The organism is Paracidovorax citrulli, assembly GCF_900100305.1.
In the GTDB taxonomy this organism is placed as follows: domain Bacteria; phylum Pseudomonadota; class Gammaproteobacteria; order Burkholderiales; family Burkholderiaceae_C; genus Paracidovorax; species Paracidovorax citrulli.
Window position 1 is genome coordinate 1 of the sequence record NZ_FNEY01000033.1, and the last position, 15,185, is coordinate 15,185.

The following is a 15,185-nucleotide window of genomic DNA, read 5'->3' on the forward strand; positions in this document are numbered from 1 at the left end:
CCGGGCTTGCGGCCCGCCAGCGGGCACGGCACGCCCTCGAACAGGCGCACGGGCCGCAGGTTGATGTACTGGTCGAACTCGCGGCGGAACTTCAGCAGCGAGCCCCACAGCGAGACGTGGTCGGGCACGGTGGCCGGCCAGCCCACGGCGCCGAAGAAGAGCGCGTCCATGCCCTTGAGCTGCTCCTTCCAGTCGTCGGGCATCATCTGCCCGTGCGCGAGGTAGTAGTCGCAGCTGGCCCACTCGAAGGTGTGCAGCTCCAGCGCGAAGCCGAAACGCTCGGCCGCCGCCTGGATCGCCCGCAGCCCCTCGGGCATGACTTCCTTGCCGATGCCGTCGCCGGGCAGGACGGCGATCTTGAAGGTGCGGGAGGGGGTGGTCATGGGCGAAGTCTCCGGAAAAAAGCGTGGAAAGGATGGACGGGAAGGCCGGCACGCCAAAGCGCTGGCCGCCCGCATGCCGCCGATTCTTCGGCAAACCGCATCGCAATACAATCCGCCACCCGTGGTTCCATTGTTCACATATCGTGCATAAAACGCCCGCCACCGACGACCTGCGTGTTTTCACCGCGGTGGTCCGCAAGGCCAGCTTCGCCGGGGCGGCCGCCGAACTGGGCGCCTCGCCTGCCTACGTGAGCAAGCGCATCCGCCTGCTCGAGGAAGAGCTGGCCGTGAAGCTGCTGCACCGCACGACGCGCCGGGTGGCGGTGACGGAGGAGGGTGAGCGCGTCTTCCACTGGGCGCAGCGCATCCTGGACGATTGGGACCAGTTGCTGCAGGAGGTGGCCGTGACGCGGCGCGAGCCGCGCGGGTTGCTCCGGGTGAGCTGCAGTTTCGGTTTCGGCCGGCGCATCGTGGCGCCCGCGGTGTCGCGGCTGGTGGAGCGCCACCCGGGCCTGCAGGTGCGGCTCGAAGTGTTCGACCGGCTGGTGGACGTGGCGGGGGAGGGGTTCGACCTGGACATCCGCGTGGGCGACGAGATCGCGCCGCACCTGATCGCACGCCGCCTGGCGGGCAACCACCGCGTGCTGTGCGCGGCGCCCGGCTACCTGGCGCGCAAGGGCACGCCCCGGGCGGTGGACGACCTGGCCGGCCACGACTGCCTGGTGATCAAGGAGCGTGACCATCCCTTCGGCGTCTGGCGGCTGCGCAGCGGCGCGGCGGACCGGACGGTGAAGGTGCGCGGGTCGCTGTCGGCCAACCATGGCGAAATGGCCGTGCAGTGGGCCGTGGATGGGCGCGGCATCGTGCTGCGCTCCCTGTGGGATGTCGGGCCCGACCTGGCCACCGGCCGGCTGGTGCGCGTGCTGCCCGAATGGCAGCAGGAAGCCAACGTCTGGGCCGTGTATCCCACGCGGCTGGAGCGCTCGGCCAAGGTGCGCGTGTGCGTCGAATTCCTGCAGGCCCATTTCTCGCGGGAAACGTGGGGGAGCGAGGCCGCATGAGCCGTCCCGTCCGGTCCGCCCGGTTGCTGCAGTTGCTGGACGAATTGCGCCGCTGCCGCCACCCCGTCTCTGGCGCGCTGCTGGCCGAGCGCCTGGGCGTGAGCCTGCGCACGCTGTACCGCGACATCGCCGTGCTGCGGGCGCAGGGGGCCGACGTGGCGGGCGACGCGGGTGTCGGCTACCAGCTGCGTCCCGGATTCCTGCTGCCGCCGATGATGTTTCCGCCCGATGAACTGGAGGCGCTGCTGCTGGGCGCGCGCTGGGTGGCAGCCCACGCCGATCCGGTGCTGGCCCGTGCCGCGGCGCAGGGCATGGAGCGCATTGCCAGCACGCTGCCGGCGCTGCTGCGCCTCGAAGTGGAGACCAGCGGGTTGTTCGCGCCCCAGTGGTCGGGCCCGCCGCCCGAGCCGTGGCTGGGAACCTTGCGCAACGCGATCCGGGCGGGCCATGCGGTGCGCATGCGCTACACGGACGCGGACGGCGCCGTGACCGAGCGGGTGGTGTGGCCCTTCGCCATGGCATTCCTCGACCAGATGCGCCTGCTGGCGGGCTGGTGCGAACTGCGCGAGGATTTCCGCCATTTCCGGGCCGACCGGGTACTGGCGCTGGAGGATACCGGCGTGCGCTACCCGGCCCGGCGCCACGACCTCCTGCGGCGGTGGCGCAAGGAGCGCCTGCCTGCCGGCAGCGACGTGCGGGACCTGGCCTGACTGCTGACAGGATCTGACAGCGGCGGCGCGCACACTGCGGGCTCTTTCCACCCTGGAGCCTGCGATGAGCACCGAATCCCTGACCTTCTACACCCATCCCATGTCCCGCGGCCGGGTCAGCCGCTGGATGCTGGAGGAAACCGGCCTGCCGTACGAGGAGGTCATCCTGGACTACGGCAGCACCATGAAGTCGCCGGAGTACCTCGCCATCAACCCCATGGGCAAGGTGCCCGCGCTGCGCCATGGCGACGTGACGATCACGGAAGGGGCCGCCATCTGCAAGCACCTGGCGGACCTGGTGCCGGAGAAGGCGCTGCTGCCGCCACCGGGATCGCCCCTGCGCGGCCTGTGCTACCGCTGGCTGTTCTTCGCGGCCGGGCCGCTGGAGTCGTTCCTCACGGCGCGCAAGTACGGCGCCCTGGCGCCCACCTCCGAGGCCGGCTACGGCAACGAGGCCGACCTGCTGCGCACCCTGGAGCAGGCGGTGGCCGGCAGGACGTACCTGGCGGGCGACGGCTTCACCGTGGCCGACCTGTACCTGGCGTCGGTGATGGGCTTCTACATGCGCTTCGGGATGCTGGAGCGCAGGGCCGCGTTCGAGGACTATGTGGGGCCGCACCAGCAGCGCCCCGCCGCGCTGCGCGCCACGGCCCGCGACGACGCCCTGATGGCCGCCCATCCGCATCCCGCGGCGGCGGCGGCAGCTGCGGCGGCCACAGCGACGGCAACGGCAACGGCAGTGCCATGAAAAACTGCCAGCCTCCCTGCGGGAGCGCTGGCAGCAATGGGTGCGGCGCATTGCTGCGCCAGGACGGGCAGTAAGCCGTCAGCCGGCCAGGGCCGCCTTCACGGCAGCCGACACCTGGCCCATGTCGGCCTTGCCGGCCAGGCGCGTCTTCACCACGCCCATGACCTTGCCCATGTCGCCGGGGCCCGCGGCACCCAGCTCGGCCACGATGGCTTTCACCGCGGCGGCCACTTCATCGGCCGACATGCGCTCGGGCAGGTAGGCCTGCAGCACGGCCATCTCGGACTTCTCCTTGTCCGCCAGGTCCTGGCGGCCAGCGCCCTCGAACGCGGCGATGGAATCCTTGCGCTGCTTGATGAGCTTGTCCACGATCGCGACGATGGCCGCGTCGTCCAGCGTGACGCGCTCGTCCACTTCCTTCTGCTTCATCGCGGCCTGCAGCAGCCGGATCGTGCCCAGGCGCTCGGAGTCCTTGGCGCGCATGGCGGTCTTCATATCTTCGGTGATCTGTTCCTTGAGGCCCATGGCAAATTTCCTTGTAGTTGATTGGATCAGGCAGAGAGGAAGGCTTTTTGCAGACCCGTAAACGACAAAACCCGCGCTTGGCGTCCCTAGCGCGGGTCTCCCGGCGGCGAAGCCGGCCGTACGAATCAACCTATGAGGCGATCAGTACAGCTTCTTGGGCAGCTGCATGCTGCGAACGCGCTTGTAGTGGCGCTTCACGGCGGCAGCCTTCTTGCGCTTGCGCTCGGCCGTCGGCTTTTCGTAGAACTCACGGGCGCGCAGGTCGGTCAGCAGGCCCAGCTTTTCGATGGTGCGCTTGAAGCGGCGCAGTGCCACGTCGAAGGGTTCGTTCTCTTTTACACGGATGGTGGTCATTCAGTGATGTTTCCAATAGGTGCTGCCAGCGGGTTGCGGGGAAGATCGGGCCCTGCAGCCATTCACAGCGGTTTTCCCCGTCTCTAACTAGTATTGGCCGACGGGGTTTTGCCAGCAAAGCCGAGGATTGTAGCGTTTTCTGGGTGCGGCGTGTCATGCACCTGCGCCGGCCCGATGGCAGCGGTCTTTCGCCATCCCCTGCAAGCCCGGCTGTAGCCCGCCATGGTGCGGAAATTGCTGCCGGGCGAGTTCATCCCGATCGCGGAGGAGGCGGGCCTCATCCGCGCCATCGGCGCCTGGGTACTGGACCAGGCCTGCGCGCAGTGGGCGCTCTGGCGGCCTGCCGGTATCGGTGAACCTGTCGGCCGCGCAACGGGCCGATCCGCTGCTGGTGCCGGACATCGCCCCGGCCGCCGCGCGCTGCCCGGCCGGTGGCTTCCGTGCAAGGGTGACGGTCATGGGCAGCGGGTAGCGGTTCCGGCGGGTCCGGGCGCCTCTGCACCGGGGCACGAAGCCGCGCCGTCCGGCGCTTGGGCGCGGTCGTGCAGGCCGTAGTCCCGCAGCACGCGGGCCACGCGCAGCCGGTAGTCGGCGAAGACGCCGCCGCGGCCGGCGGCCTGCGCGCCGCGGTGGTCCGCATGGCAGCGCCAGCGCGCCACCGCGGCCTCGTCGCGCCAGAAGGACAGCGACAGCAGCTTGCCGGGCGTGGCCAGGCTCTCGAAGCGCTCCAGCCCGAGAAAGCCGTCCATGTCCTGCAGCGCCGCGTGCAGGGCCGCGGCGCGCGCGAGGTATTCCTCGCGGCCCGCGGCCGAAGGCAGGGCCTCGAAAATCACGGCGATCATGGCGCGGCTCCTTCGGCCGGCGGGACTGCGCGGCCGGCGTCCACGGGCCATGCCGGCTTTTCGAACGTGCCCGGCACCGCCATGGCGAAGCGGCGCTCCTCGCGCAGGATGAAGCGCTGGCGCTGCGCCCGCTCGAAATTGGCGCGGCCTTCGGGGTCGGCGCGCAGGCGGGCGCGGTAGGCCTCGTAGGCCGCGAGGCTGTCGAAGGCGACCAGGCCCCAGGCCTCGCAATTGCTGCCCTCGTGCGGCAGGAAATAGCCCACGAGATGGTCGCCGCAGCGCGGGATGACGCGGCCCCAGTGCTCGGCGTAGTCTCGGAAGGCGTCGATCTGGAAAGGATCGATCTCGTAGCGGATGAAGCAGGTGATGGGCACGGTGCGGGCTCCTGGTGGGGGTGGCGGAAAACGGCGCGAGGCATGCAGTGAAAGGTGCATGCGTTGCGCACCGGTCCATTGGACGGGCCGCGCCGGACGGGATGCTTCGCCCGGTAGCGAAGCGTGCCGGAGGCGGCCTGCGGCACACTGCGGAGCGTGAACACCAACCAGATCGCCCGCGTGGCCGGGCTTATCGGCGAACCCGCCCGCGCGGCCATGCTGCTGGCCCTCATGGACGGGCGGGCGCTCACCGCGCGCGAACTCGCGGGCGCCGCGCGGATTTCCGCGGCCACCGCCAGCCGGCACCTGGCGCTGCTGGTGGATGCCGGCCTGCTGGCCGTGCGCAGCCAGGGGCGCCATCGTTACCACGCCCTGGCCGGCGCCGATGTGGCGCGGCTACTCGAAGGACTGATGCAGTTCACCGTGCGCCCCGCGGCCGTCCCGCCGCGCACCGTGGCTGCGGGGCCGCGCGATGCGGCGCTGCGCATGGCGCGCACCTGCTACGACCATCTGGCAGGCCGCCTGGGCGTGGCGGTGGCCGACCACCTGCTGGAAGAGGGCGCCGTCGAGTTCGATGGCGAGGAGGGCGGCCGCGCCACGGACCGGGCCGCCGCCGTGCTCGCTCGCCTGGGCCTGGAGGCTGCCGCCGCCCTGGACGGCGGCGCGCGCCGGCCCGTGTGCCGCCCCTGCCTGGACTGGAGCGAGCGCCGTCCCCACCTGGCCGGCCGGCTGGGCGCCCTGGTCTGCGCCCATTGCCTGGACAGCGGCTGGCTGGCGCGCGGCGCCGGCTCCCGCGCGCTGGCCGTCACGCCGCGCGGTGCGGTGGCGCTGCGGGATGCGCTGGGCGTGGCCCGCTGGGCCGAGGTGACGGGGCCCGCGCAGAGGGGCTGAGGGGGGGCGGCACACCGCCCGCACTGCGGTTATCGTCCGGTGCCGCCCTGTGCCGGCAGCGCCTGCGCGCAGGCATGCGCGCTCGCCCAGGCCCACTGGAAGTTGTAGCCGCCCAGCCAGCCGGTGATGTCCACCACCTCGCCGATGAAATACAGGCCGGGCTGCGCGGCCGCCTCCATGGTCTGCTGCGACAGCGCGCGCGTGTCGATGCCGCCCAGCGTTACCTCGGCCTTTTTGTAGCCCTCGGTGCCGGTGGGCGTCAGTTCCCAGCGCGCCAACTGGTCGGCCAGCCGCGCCAGCGCCTTGTCGGAGGCTTCGTTGATGGGACGCTGCCATTCCGGGCTCTGCCGGGCCCAGGTATCGGCCAGGCGGCCGGGCACCAGCGTGGCGAGCTCGTTGGCGATCAGTCTCTTCGACCGTGCCTTGCCCTGCGCGAGCGCTCCGGGCAGGTCGGAGCCGGGCGCCAGGTCGATGGCCAGCGGCGTGCCCGGCTGCCAGTAGCTGGAGATCTGCAGCACGGCCGGACCGGACAGGCCGCGGTGCGTGAACAGCAGGTCTTCCAGGAAGGCCGTGCGCTGCTTCTTCGTGCCGGTGGCGATCTCGACGGGAAGCGCCAGCCCGGCCAGCTGCGCATAGGGTGCCCAGGCGTCGCCGTCGAAGGTGAGCGGCACGAGGCCCGGGCGGCGCTCCACCAGCGGGATGCCGAACTGCTGCGCCAGGCGGTAGCCGAAATCGGTCGCGCCGATCTTGGGGATGGAGAGCCCGCCCGTGGCCACCACCAGGCTGCAGGCCCGCACCGGGCCGCGGTCGGTATCGACGTGGTACCGGGGAGCGTCCGCTCCATCGGCGCCCGCGGGGTGGACGCCCACCTTCTTCACGGCGCAGGGCTGCCAGCGCTCGACCCCGCCGGCATCGCACTCGGCCAGCAGCATCCGGATCAGGTCTTCCGCCGACCGGTCGGCGAAGAGCTGGCCCTTGTGCTTCTCGTGGTAGGCGATGCCGTGGCGCTCGACCAGCGCGATGAAGTCTGCCGGGGTGTAGCGCGACAGTGCCGAGCGCGCGAACTGCGGGTTCTGCCCCACGAAGTGCCGGTGCGGCGCGCGCACGTCCAGGTCGCGGTTGGTGAAGTTGCAGCGCCCGCCGCCGGAGATGCGGATCTTCTCGGCCACCTTCTCGGCATGGTCGATCAGCAGCACCTTCAGGCCGCGCTGGCCGGCCTGGGCGGCACAGAACAGGCCGGCGGCGCCGGCACCGATGATGACGGCGTCGAACCGTGGCAGCGAATGCATCAGCCTTTCCAGGTGAACGGGAACTTCAGCTGCTGGATGAATCCGTTGGGCACGTAGTCGCCCAGCACGCCGTACTTCTCGGGCCACAGGCGGTCGCTCCGGACCGCGGTGCCGAAGAGGTAGTCGAGGAAGGCGAAATGCGCGGCGTAGTTGCGGTCCAGCGCTTCCTGGTCCTGGCTGTGGTGCCAGTGGTGGAAGTTGGGCGTGACGAGCACGTAGCGCAGCGGGCCGAGGCGCACGCTCACGTTGGCATGGTTGAACACCGCCTGGAAGCCGACGATGACGATGTAGGCATCGATCACCTCCTTCGAGAAACCCAGCACGTAGATGGGGGCCAGTACCAGCGTGCGGGTGATGAGCAGTTCCAGGATGTGCTGGCGCGAGCCCGCCATCCAGTCCATGCTCTTGACGCTGTGGTGCACGGCGTGCAGGCGCCAGAGCACGGGCACCTCGTGGTAGGCGCGGTGCGTCCAGTACTGCACGAGGTCGGCCACCAGGATGATCAGGAAGAGCGCCACCCAGAAGTTCAGGCCCTGCACCCAGCCGCGGATGCCGTCGCTGGCGGCCCACCCGAACAGCTTGTGCACCAGCAGGTTGGTCGCGAGCAGCACGAAGCCCACCACCATGTGGTTCACGATGAAATGGTGGAAATCGCACTGCCACTCGGGGCGGAAGATGGGCTGGTCGCGCCGCAGGGCGAAGAGCTTCTCGATGAAGATGAAGATCAGCGCGCTGCCCAGCAGATCGAGGATGAACCAGTCCAGGCCGATGTAGGGCGTGTTGTCCGCAAAGTCGTGCACGGGCACCTTGTGGCCGCCGAGCAGCGCGGCCGAGGTCACGAGCAGGAAGGCCGCCGACGAGAGCCAGCGCGAGCGGTTGAACACGATGTTGACGAGCGAGAGCCCGCCGGCCACCACGAGCGCTGCGAACAGCACCATGCGCAGCACATCGACGTTGTAGGCCTTGCGCAGCTGCGGCGTGGTGAGGTATTCGGGGAAGTGGAAGGCGAGCACGCCCAGGAAGCTCAGGATGCCGAGCGAGAGCGCGATGACGCCGGAGATGTGGCCTCGGCCCGGACGCAATTCGCCGTGGCTGGCGGTGAAGTCGTTGAGTTTGTCGAGCATGGGACTGCCGCAAGGGTCTGTGAAGCGAGGCGCGAGTGTAGCGAACCCGCGCCCCGCCCGGCACCCCCCACCAGGGTGGGGGGAAGCGGCGTGCCCCGCGCGGCTCAGCCCGCGGCGGCGCGGGGGCGCAGCAGCGCCGCGAGGCCGGCGATGCCCACGGCGCCCCCGAGACCGGAGTCCGGCGTGGCGCCCGGCAGGGAGCGGCATTCCACGTGGATGCCGCGCTCTTCGGCATGCGCGAGGAAGTCCTGCAGCGTCTCGCGGATGTCCCGGTCCAGGAAGCGGCAGTCGCAGCCGTCGATCACCAGTGTCTGCCCCTCCCGGACCCGCGAGAGATAGCCGCGCAGGCTGGCGCGGCTGAAGAACGAGACGTCCTTGTTGAGCCGCAGCAGGTGCATGTCGCCGTCCGACACCATCGACAGCGCGCCGCGCGTGTTGGACTCGATGACGAACAGCATGCTGCTGGCCAGGCCGATGAGGATGCCCATGAGCAGGTCGGTGGCGAGGATGGCCCCCACGGTGACCGCGAACGGGATGAACACGCCCCAGCCTTCGCGCCACACGGCCGCCACCAGCGAGGGCTTGGCGAGCTTGTAGCCGGTGTGCAGCAGCACGGCGGCCAGCGCCGCGAGGGGGATCCATTCGAGGAACTCGGCCAGGAACAGCAGGCTCGCGAGCAGCAGCAGGCCGTGCAGGATGGCCGACAGCCGGGTGCGCGCGCCGGCCTGCACATTGGCGGAGCTGCGCACGATCACCGCGGTGATCGGCAGGCCGCCGAGCAGGCCCGCGACGATGTTGCCGATGCCCTGGGCGCGCAGTTCACGGTTGGGCGGGGCCACGCGCTTCATGGGGTCGAGCCGGTCGGTGGCTTCCAGGCTCAGCAGCGTCTCCAGGCTGGCGACGAACGCCAGGGTCAGCGCGACGGTATAGACCTGCGGGTTCGCGAGCGCCGACCAGTCGGGCGTGGAGAACTGGGCCCAGAGCCCCGCGAGGCTGTGGACGTCCGGCAGGGCCACGCGCTGGGCGTCGGTCAGTGCGGCCGAGGGCCGCGCGGCGAGCGCGGCGGCATGGCAGCCGACGCCCCAGACCACCGCGACCAGCGGACCCGGAAGGCGGCCGAGCACCGGAAGCCGCTTGACGAAGGCGGTGTCCCACGCGAAGAGGATCGCCAGGGCGCCGGCCGCGATGACCGTGGCGCCCACGCTGACGGCGCTGAAGAGATGGCGCACGGCATCGAACGTGTCCGCCGCGGAAGGCACGGCGCGCATGGCGTGGTCGGTGGACTGGAAACCGAAGGCGATGGGAAGCTGCTTGATGATCAGCAGCAGGCCGATGGCCGCGAGCATGCCCTTGATGACGGCGGCGGGAAAGCAGGCGCCGATCTTGCCGGCGCGCAGCCGGCCGAGCAGCCATTGCAGCGCCCCCGCCAGCACGACGGCGGTGAGGAAGGCCGGATAGCTGCCGAGGCTGGCGATGGAGCCCACGACGATCACCACCAGCCCGGCGGCGGGACCGCTGACGCTCAGGTGGGAGCCCGAGAGCGCACCGACGACGAGGCCGCCCACGATGCCGGACACGAGCCCGGCCATGAGGGGAACCCCGCTGGCGAGCGCGATGCCCAGGCACAGCGGCAGGGCCACGAGGAAGACGACGATGCTCGCTGGCGCGTCCTGCCGCACGTGGGCGAACAGGCCGCGCGGTGCGTGGGTCGCGGGAGAAGGGGAGGTTGCGGCGGCGCGCGCCGCTCGGAGGTCTGCGGTGGTCATTGGCGAGTCTCCTGGCGGTGTCAGGCCGCTTCGGCCCAGTGGCGGCTGTCGGCGTCGAGGGCGATCACCTGGCGCAGGCGCCCGTCGCGCAGCGCATAGACCCAGCCCAGCAGGGCGAGCGGCTGGCCCCGTTCCCAGGCCTGGCGCACCGGCGCGGTGGCAGACAGCACGTGCACCTGCTCGGCCACGTTCAATGCGACGAAGCGGTCCACGCGCGAGCACAGGTCCTGCTCGGCGTCCGGGAGGCTCTCGCCCGTTTCGATCTCCTGAACGCGGCGGCGGTAGAGCGAGCGCAGCGGGCGGATGTGGCGGCCGAGGTAGTCGCCCTCGCCGGGTTCGCCCACCCGTTCGCGCGACTGCAGGAGGGCGGCCCGCACGCCGCCGCAGCCTTCATGGCCGCAGACGATGACGGCCGGCACGCGCAGCACGTCGATGGCGTACTGGAGGGCGCTCATGATGTTGGTGTCGTCCGGCCGCACGAGGTTGGCGACGCTGCGGTGGACGAACAGTTCGCCCGGCAGGGCGTTGGTGATGCGTTCGGCGGGCACGCGGCTGTCGGCGCATCCGATCCAGAGGGCCCGGGGTTGCTGGCCGCTCACGAGGTTCTCGAAAAAGGCGGGGTCTCGTGAAGTCATCTCGTCGGCCCAGGCGCGGTTCTGGAGCAGCAGGCGGGTGGTGAGGTCCATGGTTTCCTCCTTGGGGGCGGTGTTTTAGGATGTTGCAGCGCAGCATTCAAGGTTACCGTCAGACGGAATTCCTGTGGGTGGAATTTCGGTTGCTTACATGGATGTTTCTTTGAATGCTTCGGATAACTTCTGGTTACGGCCGCGTTGGCGGCACGCCTCTGGATTGCCGGGGCGCAGACCCCATGCCGGCAAGGGTTTTCAGGGCGCGACGGCTGCGTTCCGGGCCCGGTCGCCACCTCTAGAATCGCCGCCATGACCATGCCCCACAGTCCAGCCCACCAGCTCAGCATGACGGTGCTCATGTCGCCCGACATGGCCAATTTCTCCGGCAATGTGCATGGGGGCGCGGTCCTCAAGCTGCTGGACCAGGTCGCCTACTCCTGCGCGGCCCGCTATTCGGGCAGTTACGTGGTCACGCTGAGCGTGGACCAGGTGACCTTCCTGCAGCCGATTCACGTGGGCGAGCTGGTCACCTTCCTGGCGAGCGTGAACTACACCGGCACCTCGTCGATGGAGATCGGCATCAAGGTGGTGGCCGAGGAGATCCGCACCCAGATCGTGCGGCACGTGAACAGTTGCTTCTTCACGATGGTGGCTGTGGACGAGGCCCGCAAGCCCACGCCGGTGCCGCCGTTGTCGCCCTCCACGGCGGACGAGCGGCGGCGCTGGGAGGCGGCGCTGCTGCGCAAGAGCCTGCGCAAGGAGCAGGCGGAGCGTTTCGCTCAGATCCAGCGCGAGGCGGCGCTGGTGCACGGCTGACGGCGGTGGGCCGCCGCAGGCGCCGCCCGGGCTGGCCGGCGCTTGGCGCCTGCAGGCGCGCCGGTCAGCGCGCCGCGCAGAAACCGAATTCGGCGGTGCCCCCTGGCGCGAGCGTCCGGTTCCACGAGACGCCGGAGGCCTGCAGCGTGTCGCCCGACTGCGTCCAGACCGCATTCCAGAGGTTGTTGACCGTGCCCTGCACGCCGACGGATATTGCCCAGTCGCCCGCGGCGGCACCATTGTTGGTCACCTGCACGCGCTGGCAGTAGCCCGCGCCCCAGTCGCTGTCGGTGACCTGCCGCACACCGAAGCTCGCACCCGAATTCGGATTCGGATTCGGATTCGGATTCGGATTCGGATTCGGATTCGGATTCGGATTCGGATTGGGATTCGGATTGGGATTGGGATTGGGATTGGGATTGGGGTTGGGGTTGGGGTTGGGGTCGGGGTCGGCCCCGCCCGTGCCCCAGAGGCGGTTCAGGAGCTGCACCTTGTCCGTGCGCACCGTGTTCCAGTCGTCGTCCAGGATGCCGCCGGTGTCGCCGCTGTTGGGATTCCAGGACCAGTAGAAGCCGCTGCGGATGCCCTTGCCGATGAGGTAGGCCACCAGGGCGTTCTGCCACTGCACGTCGCGCGGGTCGCCGCGGCCGTACTTGCCGCCGAATTCGCCCGGCAGCACGGCGTGGCCGGCCTGCACGAAGCGGCCGAAGTGCTGCTCCCAGATGCCGGGCATGTTGGCGGGGAAGTCCGCTGCGTTGAAATACGACTGCATGGCCACGTCGGGCCCGTAGGCGTGCGGCGCCAGCAGCAGGCGGTCGGCGGGAATGTCCAGCGGCGTGCAGGCCAGGGGTTCCAGGTTGCCGCCCCAGAAGTGGCCGCTGCTGGTGGAACAGGAAGGGTTCTCGCCGACGCCTTCCACCGCGACGATCCAGCGCGGCGCGGCCTGCACGACCGCGGCGGCGGCGCGCTCGGCGGCGCGGTTCCAGTCGGTGGCAGCGTTGCCGGTGCCCCAGGTGGCGGCGCCGTGGGGCTCGTTCTTCAGGTCGATGCCGATCACCCCGGGCACGCCCTTGTAGCGGTTGGCGGCGAAGACCAGGTCGGCGATCCACTGCTGCTCGCTGTAGGCCGGCGTGTACCAGAGCTCGCTGATGGCCTGGCAATCCGGCGTGTGGTGGTCCAGCAGCACGAACATGCCGCGGTCGCTGATTTCCTGCACGACCTTGTCGAGGATCTGCTGCGAGTTCAGTCCCTGCAGGTCGGGGTTGCGGCTGTAGTCGATGCTGCCGGGGCCGGTGCCGCGCAGGCTTCGCGGGCAGAAGGGCAGGCGCACGGCGTTGAAGCCCTGCTGCTGCATCTGGCCGATCATGTCCTTCCAGTTGCGCGCCCAGAGGCCGTGCACCACGTGCTCTCCGGTCTCGAAGCCGAACCAGTTCACGCCGCGCAGCTGCACGGCCTGGCCGGCGTCGTCCACCACCTGGCCGTTGCTGATGGAATAGCTCCATGCCACGTTGCCGCATGCGAGCAGGCTGGCGGCCAGTGCGACGGCCCTCCCCACGGATCCAAGTTGTGCCATGGTTTCTTTCTCTCCCTCCCGGTCTTGCCGGATCAATTCGAGTGTGGTGGCCGCGCCGCGAAGGCCGTGCCTTGCTGGCGCGGGGCCTGGCGAAGCGCACGGCCGGGCTGGATCATAGGAGGAGCAAATGCGGGCGAAATGTTTCGATTCCGCGCGGTTGTAAGAGCCTGTGCGCTTGGCGCGTCGTGGTGCGCCAGCGTATCGGCGGCGCGGCGCTTGGGGGAGTGCGCCGCGGGACCGGAAGGGCGGCCGTGGAAACCTCTTCGGGTGGTGCGATGGAAACTCTCGCGCCCGCCGCTGGCGCCTTCAGCCGGCGTGCCGCAGCGGCGGTGGCGCCACCGGCAGGGGCTGTCCCAGGCCGTCGCCGGCCGCGGCTGCCACGCCGGCGGCCACGTCGCCCACCACGATGACCGAGGGACTGCCGAGCTGTTCGCGCTCGATGGTGGCGTGCAGCTCGCCCAGCGTGGTGAGCGCGTGGCGCTGGCAGGGCAGGCTCACGTGCTGGATGATGACCACGGGGGTGCAGGCCGGCAGGCCGGTGAGCAATTCTTCCTGGATGTGCGCGGCGCTGCTCACGCCCATGTAGATCACCAGCGTCAGGCGCGCGGCGCGGGCCGTGGCGGCGAGCTGGCGCCAGTCGATGCCGCTGTCGCCGGGCTTGGCGTGGCCGGTGACGAAGACCACGCCGTGGGCGTGCTCGCGGTGCGTGAGCGGCGTGCCGAGCAGGGTCATGCCCGCCAGGCCGGCCGTGATGCCGTTGACCACGGTGACCTCGATGCCGGCCGCGCGCAGGTGCTCGACCTCTTCGCCGCCGCGCCCGAAGATGAAAGGATCGCCGCCCTTGAGCCGCACCACGTTCTCGCCTTCGTTCACGGCCATGACCATGAGCTTCTCGATGAAGGCCTGCGGCGTGCTCTTGCAGCCGCCGCGCTTGCCGACGTGCACCACCCGCGCACCGGGCGCGGCGAGGGCGACGATCTCGTCGCTGACGAGGTCGTCCACCAGCAGCACGGTGGCCGCCTGGATGGCCTTGAGGGCCTTGAGGGTGAGCAGTTCGGGGTCGCCCGGTCCCGCGCCGACGAGCGTGCAGGTGCCGCGCGGCGCGGCGCCATAGGGGCGGGCCGGTGCGGTGGGGGCGGTCTGCGAGGGAGGGACGGAACGGTTCATGGGGCTGTCTCCGTGGAGTTCTGGCGGGCAAGACGCAAGATGTGTTCCACCTGCCGGGAGAGCGGGGCGGGCACGGGCAGTTCGCCCGCGAGCACCTGCTGCGTGTAGCGTGCGGTGGTGTCCACGTCGATGTCCGCGGGCAGGCCGGGCACCTCGCTCGCGGTGCCGGGCTGCTGCTCGTCCCATACATGGTGCGCGCCGCGCACGAAGGCGTCGTAACGGGGCGTGCGGCGCGGGTCGGCGGCGACTTCGCCCTCCAGGCCGCGCGAGAGCAGCACGTCCATGCCGCGCGCGGTGAAGGTGGCGTGCAGCATGTCCAGGTATTCGGGGTGGGTGTAGGCGGTGACGAGCAGCGACGGGCCGCGCACCGGATTCATGAGCTTGACCACGCTGTGCCCCGGGTTGCGCAGGCCGACGACCTCGCGCACCGCCAGCAGCCGCGCGAGCCCCGGGCTGAGCAGGCCCGTGCGGACGTGCGCGACGCTGCCGGGCGCGACCGCCTCGGGCGACTCCATGGGCGCCACGCCCAGGGCCTGCAGCACGTCGCTGGCGAGCACGCGGCGCGCCTCGGTGCGCATGCCGTGCAGCAGCACGGGCAGGCCCTCGCGGGCCAGCAGCAGCGCGAGCAGCGGCGTGAGCACGGGCAGCCGGCGCGCGCCGTTATAGCTGGGCAGCACGACGGTGGGCACCTCGCCTGCGGGAACGGGAGCGAGGCGGGCGTGGGTGGCGTCGAGGAAACCGCACATCTCGTCGGCGGTTTCGCCCTTGATGCGCATGGCGATGCAGAAGGCGCCCACTTCATAGTCTGTGACCTGCCCGTCGAGCACCTGCCCGAAGAGATCGGCGGCCTGTTCGCGGCCGATGGCGCGGGCGCCGCGCGCGCCGCGGCCGAGGTCCTTGAGGTAGTGGCTGATGCTGCCCATGGAAGCGGAA

The 15,185-nt window shown here is 70.5% G+C and carries 18 protein-coding genes; 5 read left to right on the forward strand and 13 right to left on the reverse strand.

All coding sequences use genetic code 11. The features are described 5' to 3' along the window. On the reverse strand, nucleotides 1-383 hold a 383-nt coding region (locus BLR99_RS18495; protein ID WP_233427243.1), incomplete at its 3' end, for an isocitrate/isopropylmalate family dehydrogenase. A gap of 143 nt (nucleotides 384-526) precedes the next feature. On the opposite strand from BLR99_RS18495, the gene BLR99_RS18500 reads away from it, so the two are divergent. The 3 genes from BLR99_RS18500 to BLR99_RS18510 all read left to right on the forward strand — a co-directional run bounded on the left by BLR99_RS18500 (nucleotide 527) and on the right by BLR99_RS18510 (nucleotide 2,902). After that, nucleotides 527-1,444 (forward strand): LysR substrate-binding domain-containing protein, encoded by a 918-nt coding sequence (locus tag BLR99_RS18500; RefSeq protein ID WP_046059640.1) that lies wholly within the window; start codon nucleotides 527-529, stop codon nucleotides 1,442-1,444. Then, complete coding sequence (locus BLR99_RS18505) at nucleotides 1,441-2,154, forward strand: helix-turn-helix transcriptional regulator (protein WP_011795211.1); 714 nt, start codon at nucleotides 1,441-1,443, stop codon at nucleotides 2,152-2,154. The genes BLR99_RS18500 and BLR99_RS18505 overlap by 4 nt, the downstream gene beginning before the upstream one ends. 64 nt (nucleotides 2,155-2,218) lie before the next feature. Continuing rightward, nucleotides 2,219-2,902: a glutathione S-transferase family protein gene (locus tag BLR99_RS18510; protein WP_011795212.1), complete on the forward strand. Its 684-nt coding sequence runs from the start codon at nucleotides 2,219-2,221 to the stop codon at nucleotides 2,900-2,902. 78 nt (nucleotides 2,903-2,980) lie between these two features. Here the strand turns inward: BLR99_RS18510 and BLR99_RS18515 are convergent, their stop codons facing one another. The 5 genes from BLR99_RS18515 to BLR99_RS18535 all read right to left on the reverse strand — a co-directional run bounded on the left by BLR99_RS18515 (nucleotide 2,981) and on the right by BLR99_RS18535 (nucleotide 4,997). Further along, the gene (locus BLR99_RS18515; RefSeq protein WP_011795213.1) at nucleotides 2,981-3,427 is read right to left on the reverse strand and encodes a GatB/YqeY domain-containing protein; all 447 of its coding nucleotides are present in this window, start codon (nucleotides 3,425-3,427) and stop codon (nucleotides 2,981-2,983) included. A gap of 141 nt (nucleotides 3,428-3,568) precedes the next feature. Continuing rightward, nucleotides 3,569-3,781, reverse strand: a complete 213-nt coding sequence (gene rpsU, locus BLR99_RS18520) for a 30S ribosomal protein S21 (protein ID WP_007833691.1) — start codon at nucleotides 3,779-3,781, stop codon at nucleotides 3,569-3,571. 153 nt (nucleotides 3,782-3,934) lie between these two features. Continuing rightward, the gene (locus BLR99_RS23195) at nucleotides 3,935-4,240 is read right to left on the reverse strand and encodes a hypothetical protein (protein ID WP_158296386.1); all 306 of its coding nucleotides are present in this window, start codon (nucleotides 4,238-4,240) and stop codon (nucleotides 3,935-3,937) included. Further along, nucleotides 4,237-4,623 carry an antibiotic biosynthesis monooxygenase family protein gene (locus BLR99_RS18530; protein WP_011795214.1) on the reverse strand — a complete coding sequence of 129 codons (387 nt, stop codon included), beginning with the start codon at nucleotides 4,621-4,623 and terminating at the stop codon, nucleotides 4,237-4,239. Before BLR99_RS18530 ends, BLR99_RS23195 begins: the two co-directional genes overlap by 4 nt. Beyond that, nucleotides 4,620-4,997 carry an NIPSNAP family protein gene (locus BLR99_RS18535; RefSeq protein ID WP_017440479.1) on the reverse strand — a complete coding sequence of 126 codons (378 nt, stop codon included), beginning with the start codon at nucleotides 4,995-4,997 and terminating at the stop codon, nucleotides 4,620-4,622. Before BLR99_RS18535 ends, BLR99_RS18530 begins: the two co-directional genes overlap by 4 nt. 123 nt (nucleotides 4,998-5,120) lie before the next feature. Between BLR99_RS18535 and BLR99_RS18540 the strand changes: the two genes are divergently transcribed. Further along, nucleotides 5,121-5,888, forward strand: a complete 768-nt coding sequence (locus tag BLR99_RS18540) for an ArsR/SmtB family transcription factor (RefSeq protein WP_011795216.1) — start codon at nucleotides 5,121-5,123, stop codon at nucleotides 5,886-5,888. Nucleotides 5,889-5,917: 29 nt separating this feature from the next. Here the strand turns inward: BLR99_RS18540 and BLR99_RS18545 are convergent, their stop codons facing one another. The 4 genes from BLR99_RS18545 to BLR99_RS18560 form a co-directional block, all read right to left on the reverse strand. Next, a complete protein-coding gene (locus BLR99_RS18545) occupies nucleotides 5,918-7,177 on the reverse strand; it encodes a BaiN/RdsA family NAD(P)/FAD-dependent oxidoreductase (RefSeq protein WP_017439397.1) in 1,260 nt (419 codons plus the stop codon). After that, nucleotides 7,177-8,301 carry a sterol desaturase family protein gene (locus tag BLR99_RS18550; protein WP_011795218.1) on the reverse strand — a complete coding sequence of 375 codons (1,125 nt, stop codon included), beginning with the start codon at nucleotides 8,299-8,301 and terminating at the stop codon, nucleotides 7,177-7,179. Before BLR99_RS18550 ends, BLR99_RS18545 begins: the two co-directional genes overlap by 1 nt. A gap of 104 nt (nucleotides 8,302-8,405) precedes the next feature. Continuing rightward, the gene (locus BLR99_RS18555) at nucleotides 8,406-10,067 is read right to left on the reverse strand and encodes a SulP family inorganic anion transporter (protein ID WP_011795219.1); all 1,662 of its coding nucleotides are present in this window, start codon (nucleotides 10,065-10,067) and stop codon (nucleotides 8,406-8,408) included. Nucleotides 10,068-10,087: 20 nt separating this feature from the next. Beyond that, nucleotides 10,088-10,753, reverse strand: coding sequence for a carbonic anhydrase (locus BLR99_RS18560; protein ID WP_011795220.1), 666 nt, complete (start codon nucleotides 10,751-10,753; stop codon nucleotides 10,088-10,090). 252 nt (nucleotides 10,754-11,005) lie between these two features. On the opposite strand from BLR99_RS18560, the gene BLR99_RS18565 reads away from it, so the two are divergent. Further along, complete coding sequence (locus BLR99_RS18565) at nucleotides 11,006-11,512, forward strand: acyl-CoA thioesterase (RefSeq protein WP_011795221.1); 507 nt, start codon at nucleotides 11,006-11,008, stop codon at nucleotides 11,510-11,512. A 64-nt stretch (nucleotides 11,513-11,576) separates the two neighbouring features. On the opposite strand, the gene BLR99_RS18570 is transcribed toward BLR99_RS18565, so the two are convergent. The 3 genes from BLR99_RS18570 to ybiB all read right to left on the reverse strand — a co-directional run bounded on the left by BLR99_RS18570 (nucleotide 11,577) and on the right by ybiB (nucleotide 15,175). After that, nucleotides 11,577-13,085 carry a glycoside hydrolase family 5 protein gene (locus BLR99_RS18570; RefSeq protein WP_074687430.1) on the reverse strand — a complete coding sequence of 503 codons (1,509 nt, stop codon included), beginning with the start codon at nucleotides 13,083-13,085 and terminating at the stop codon, nucleotides 11,577-11,579. 306 nt (nucleotides 13,086-13,391) lie between these two features. Further along, the gene (cobA, locus tag BLR99_RS18575) at nucleotides 13,392-14,252 is read right to left on the reverse strand and encodes a uroporphyrinogen-III C-methyltransferase (protein ID WP_011795223.1); all 861 of its coding nucleotides are present in this window, start codon (nucleotides 14,250-14,252) and stop codon (nucleotides 13,392-13,394) included. Beyond that, nucleotides 14,249-15,175: a DNA-binding protein YbiB gene (ybiB, locus tag BLR99_RS18580; protein ID WP_011795224.1), complete on the reverse strand. Its 927-nt coding sequence runs from the start codon at nucleotides 15,173-15,175 to the stop codon at nucleotides 14,249-14,251. The genes cobA and ybiB overlap by 4 nt, the downstream gene beginning before the upstream one ends. Nucleotides 15,176-15,185 lie beyond the last annotated feature (10 nt).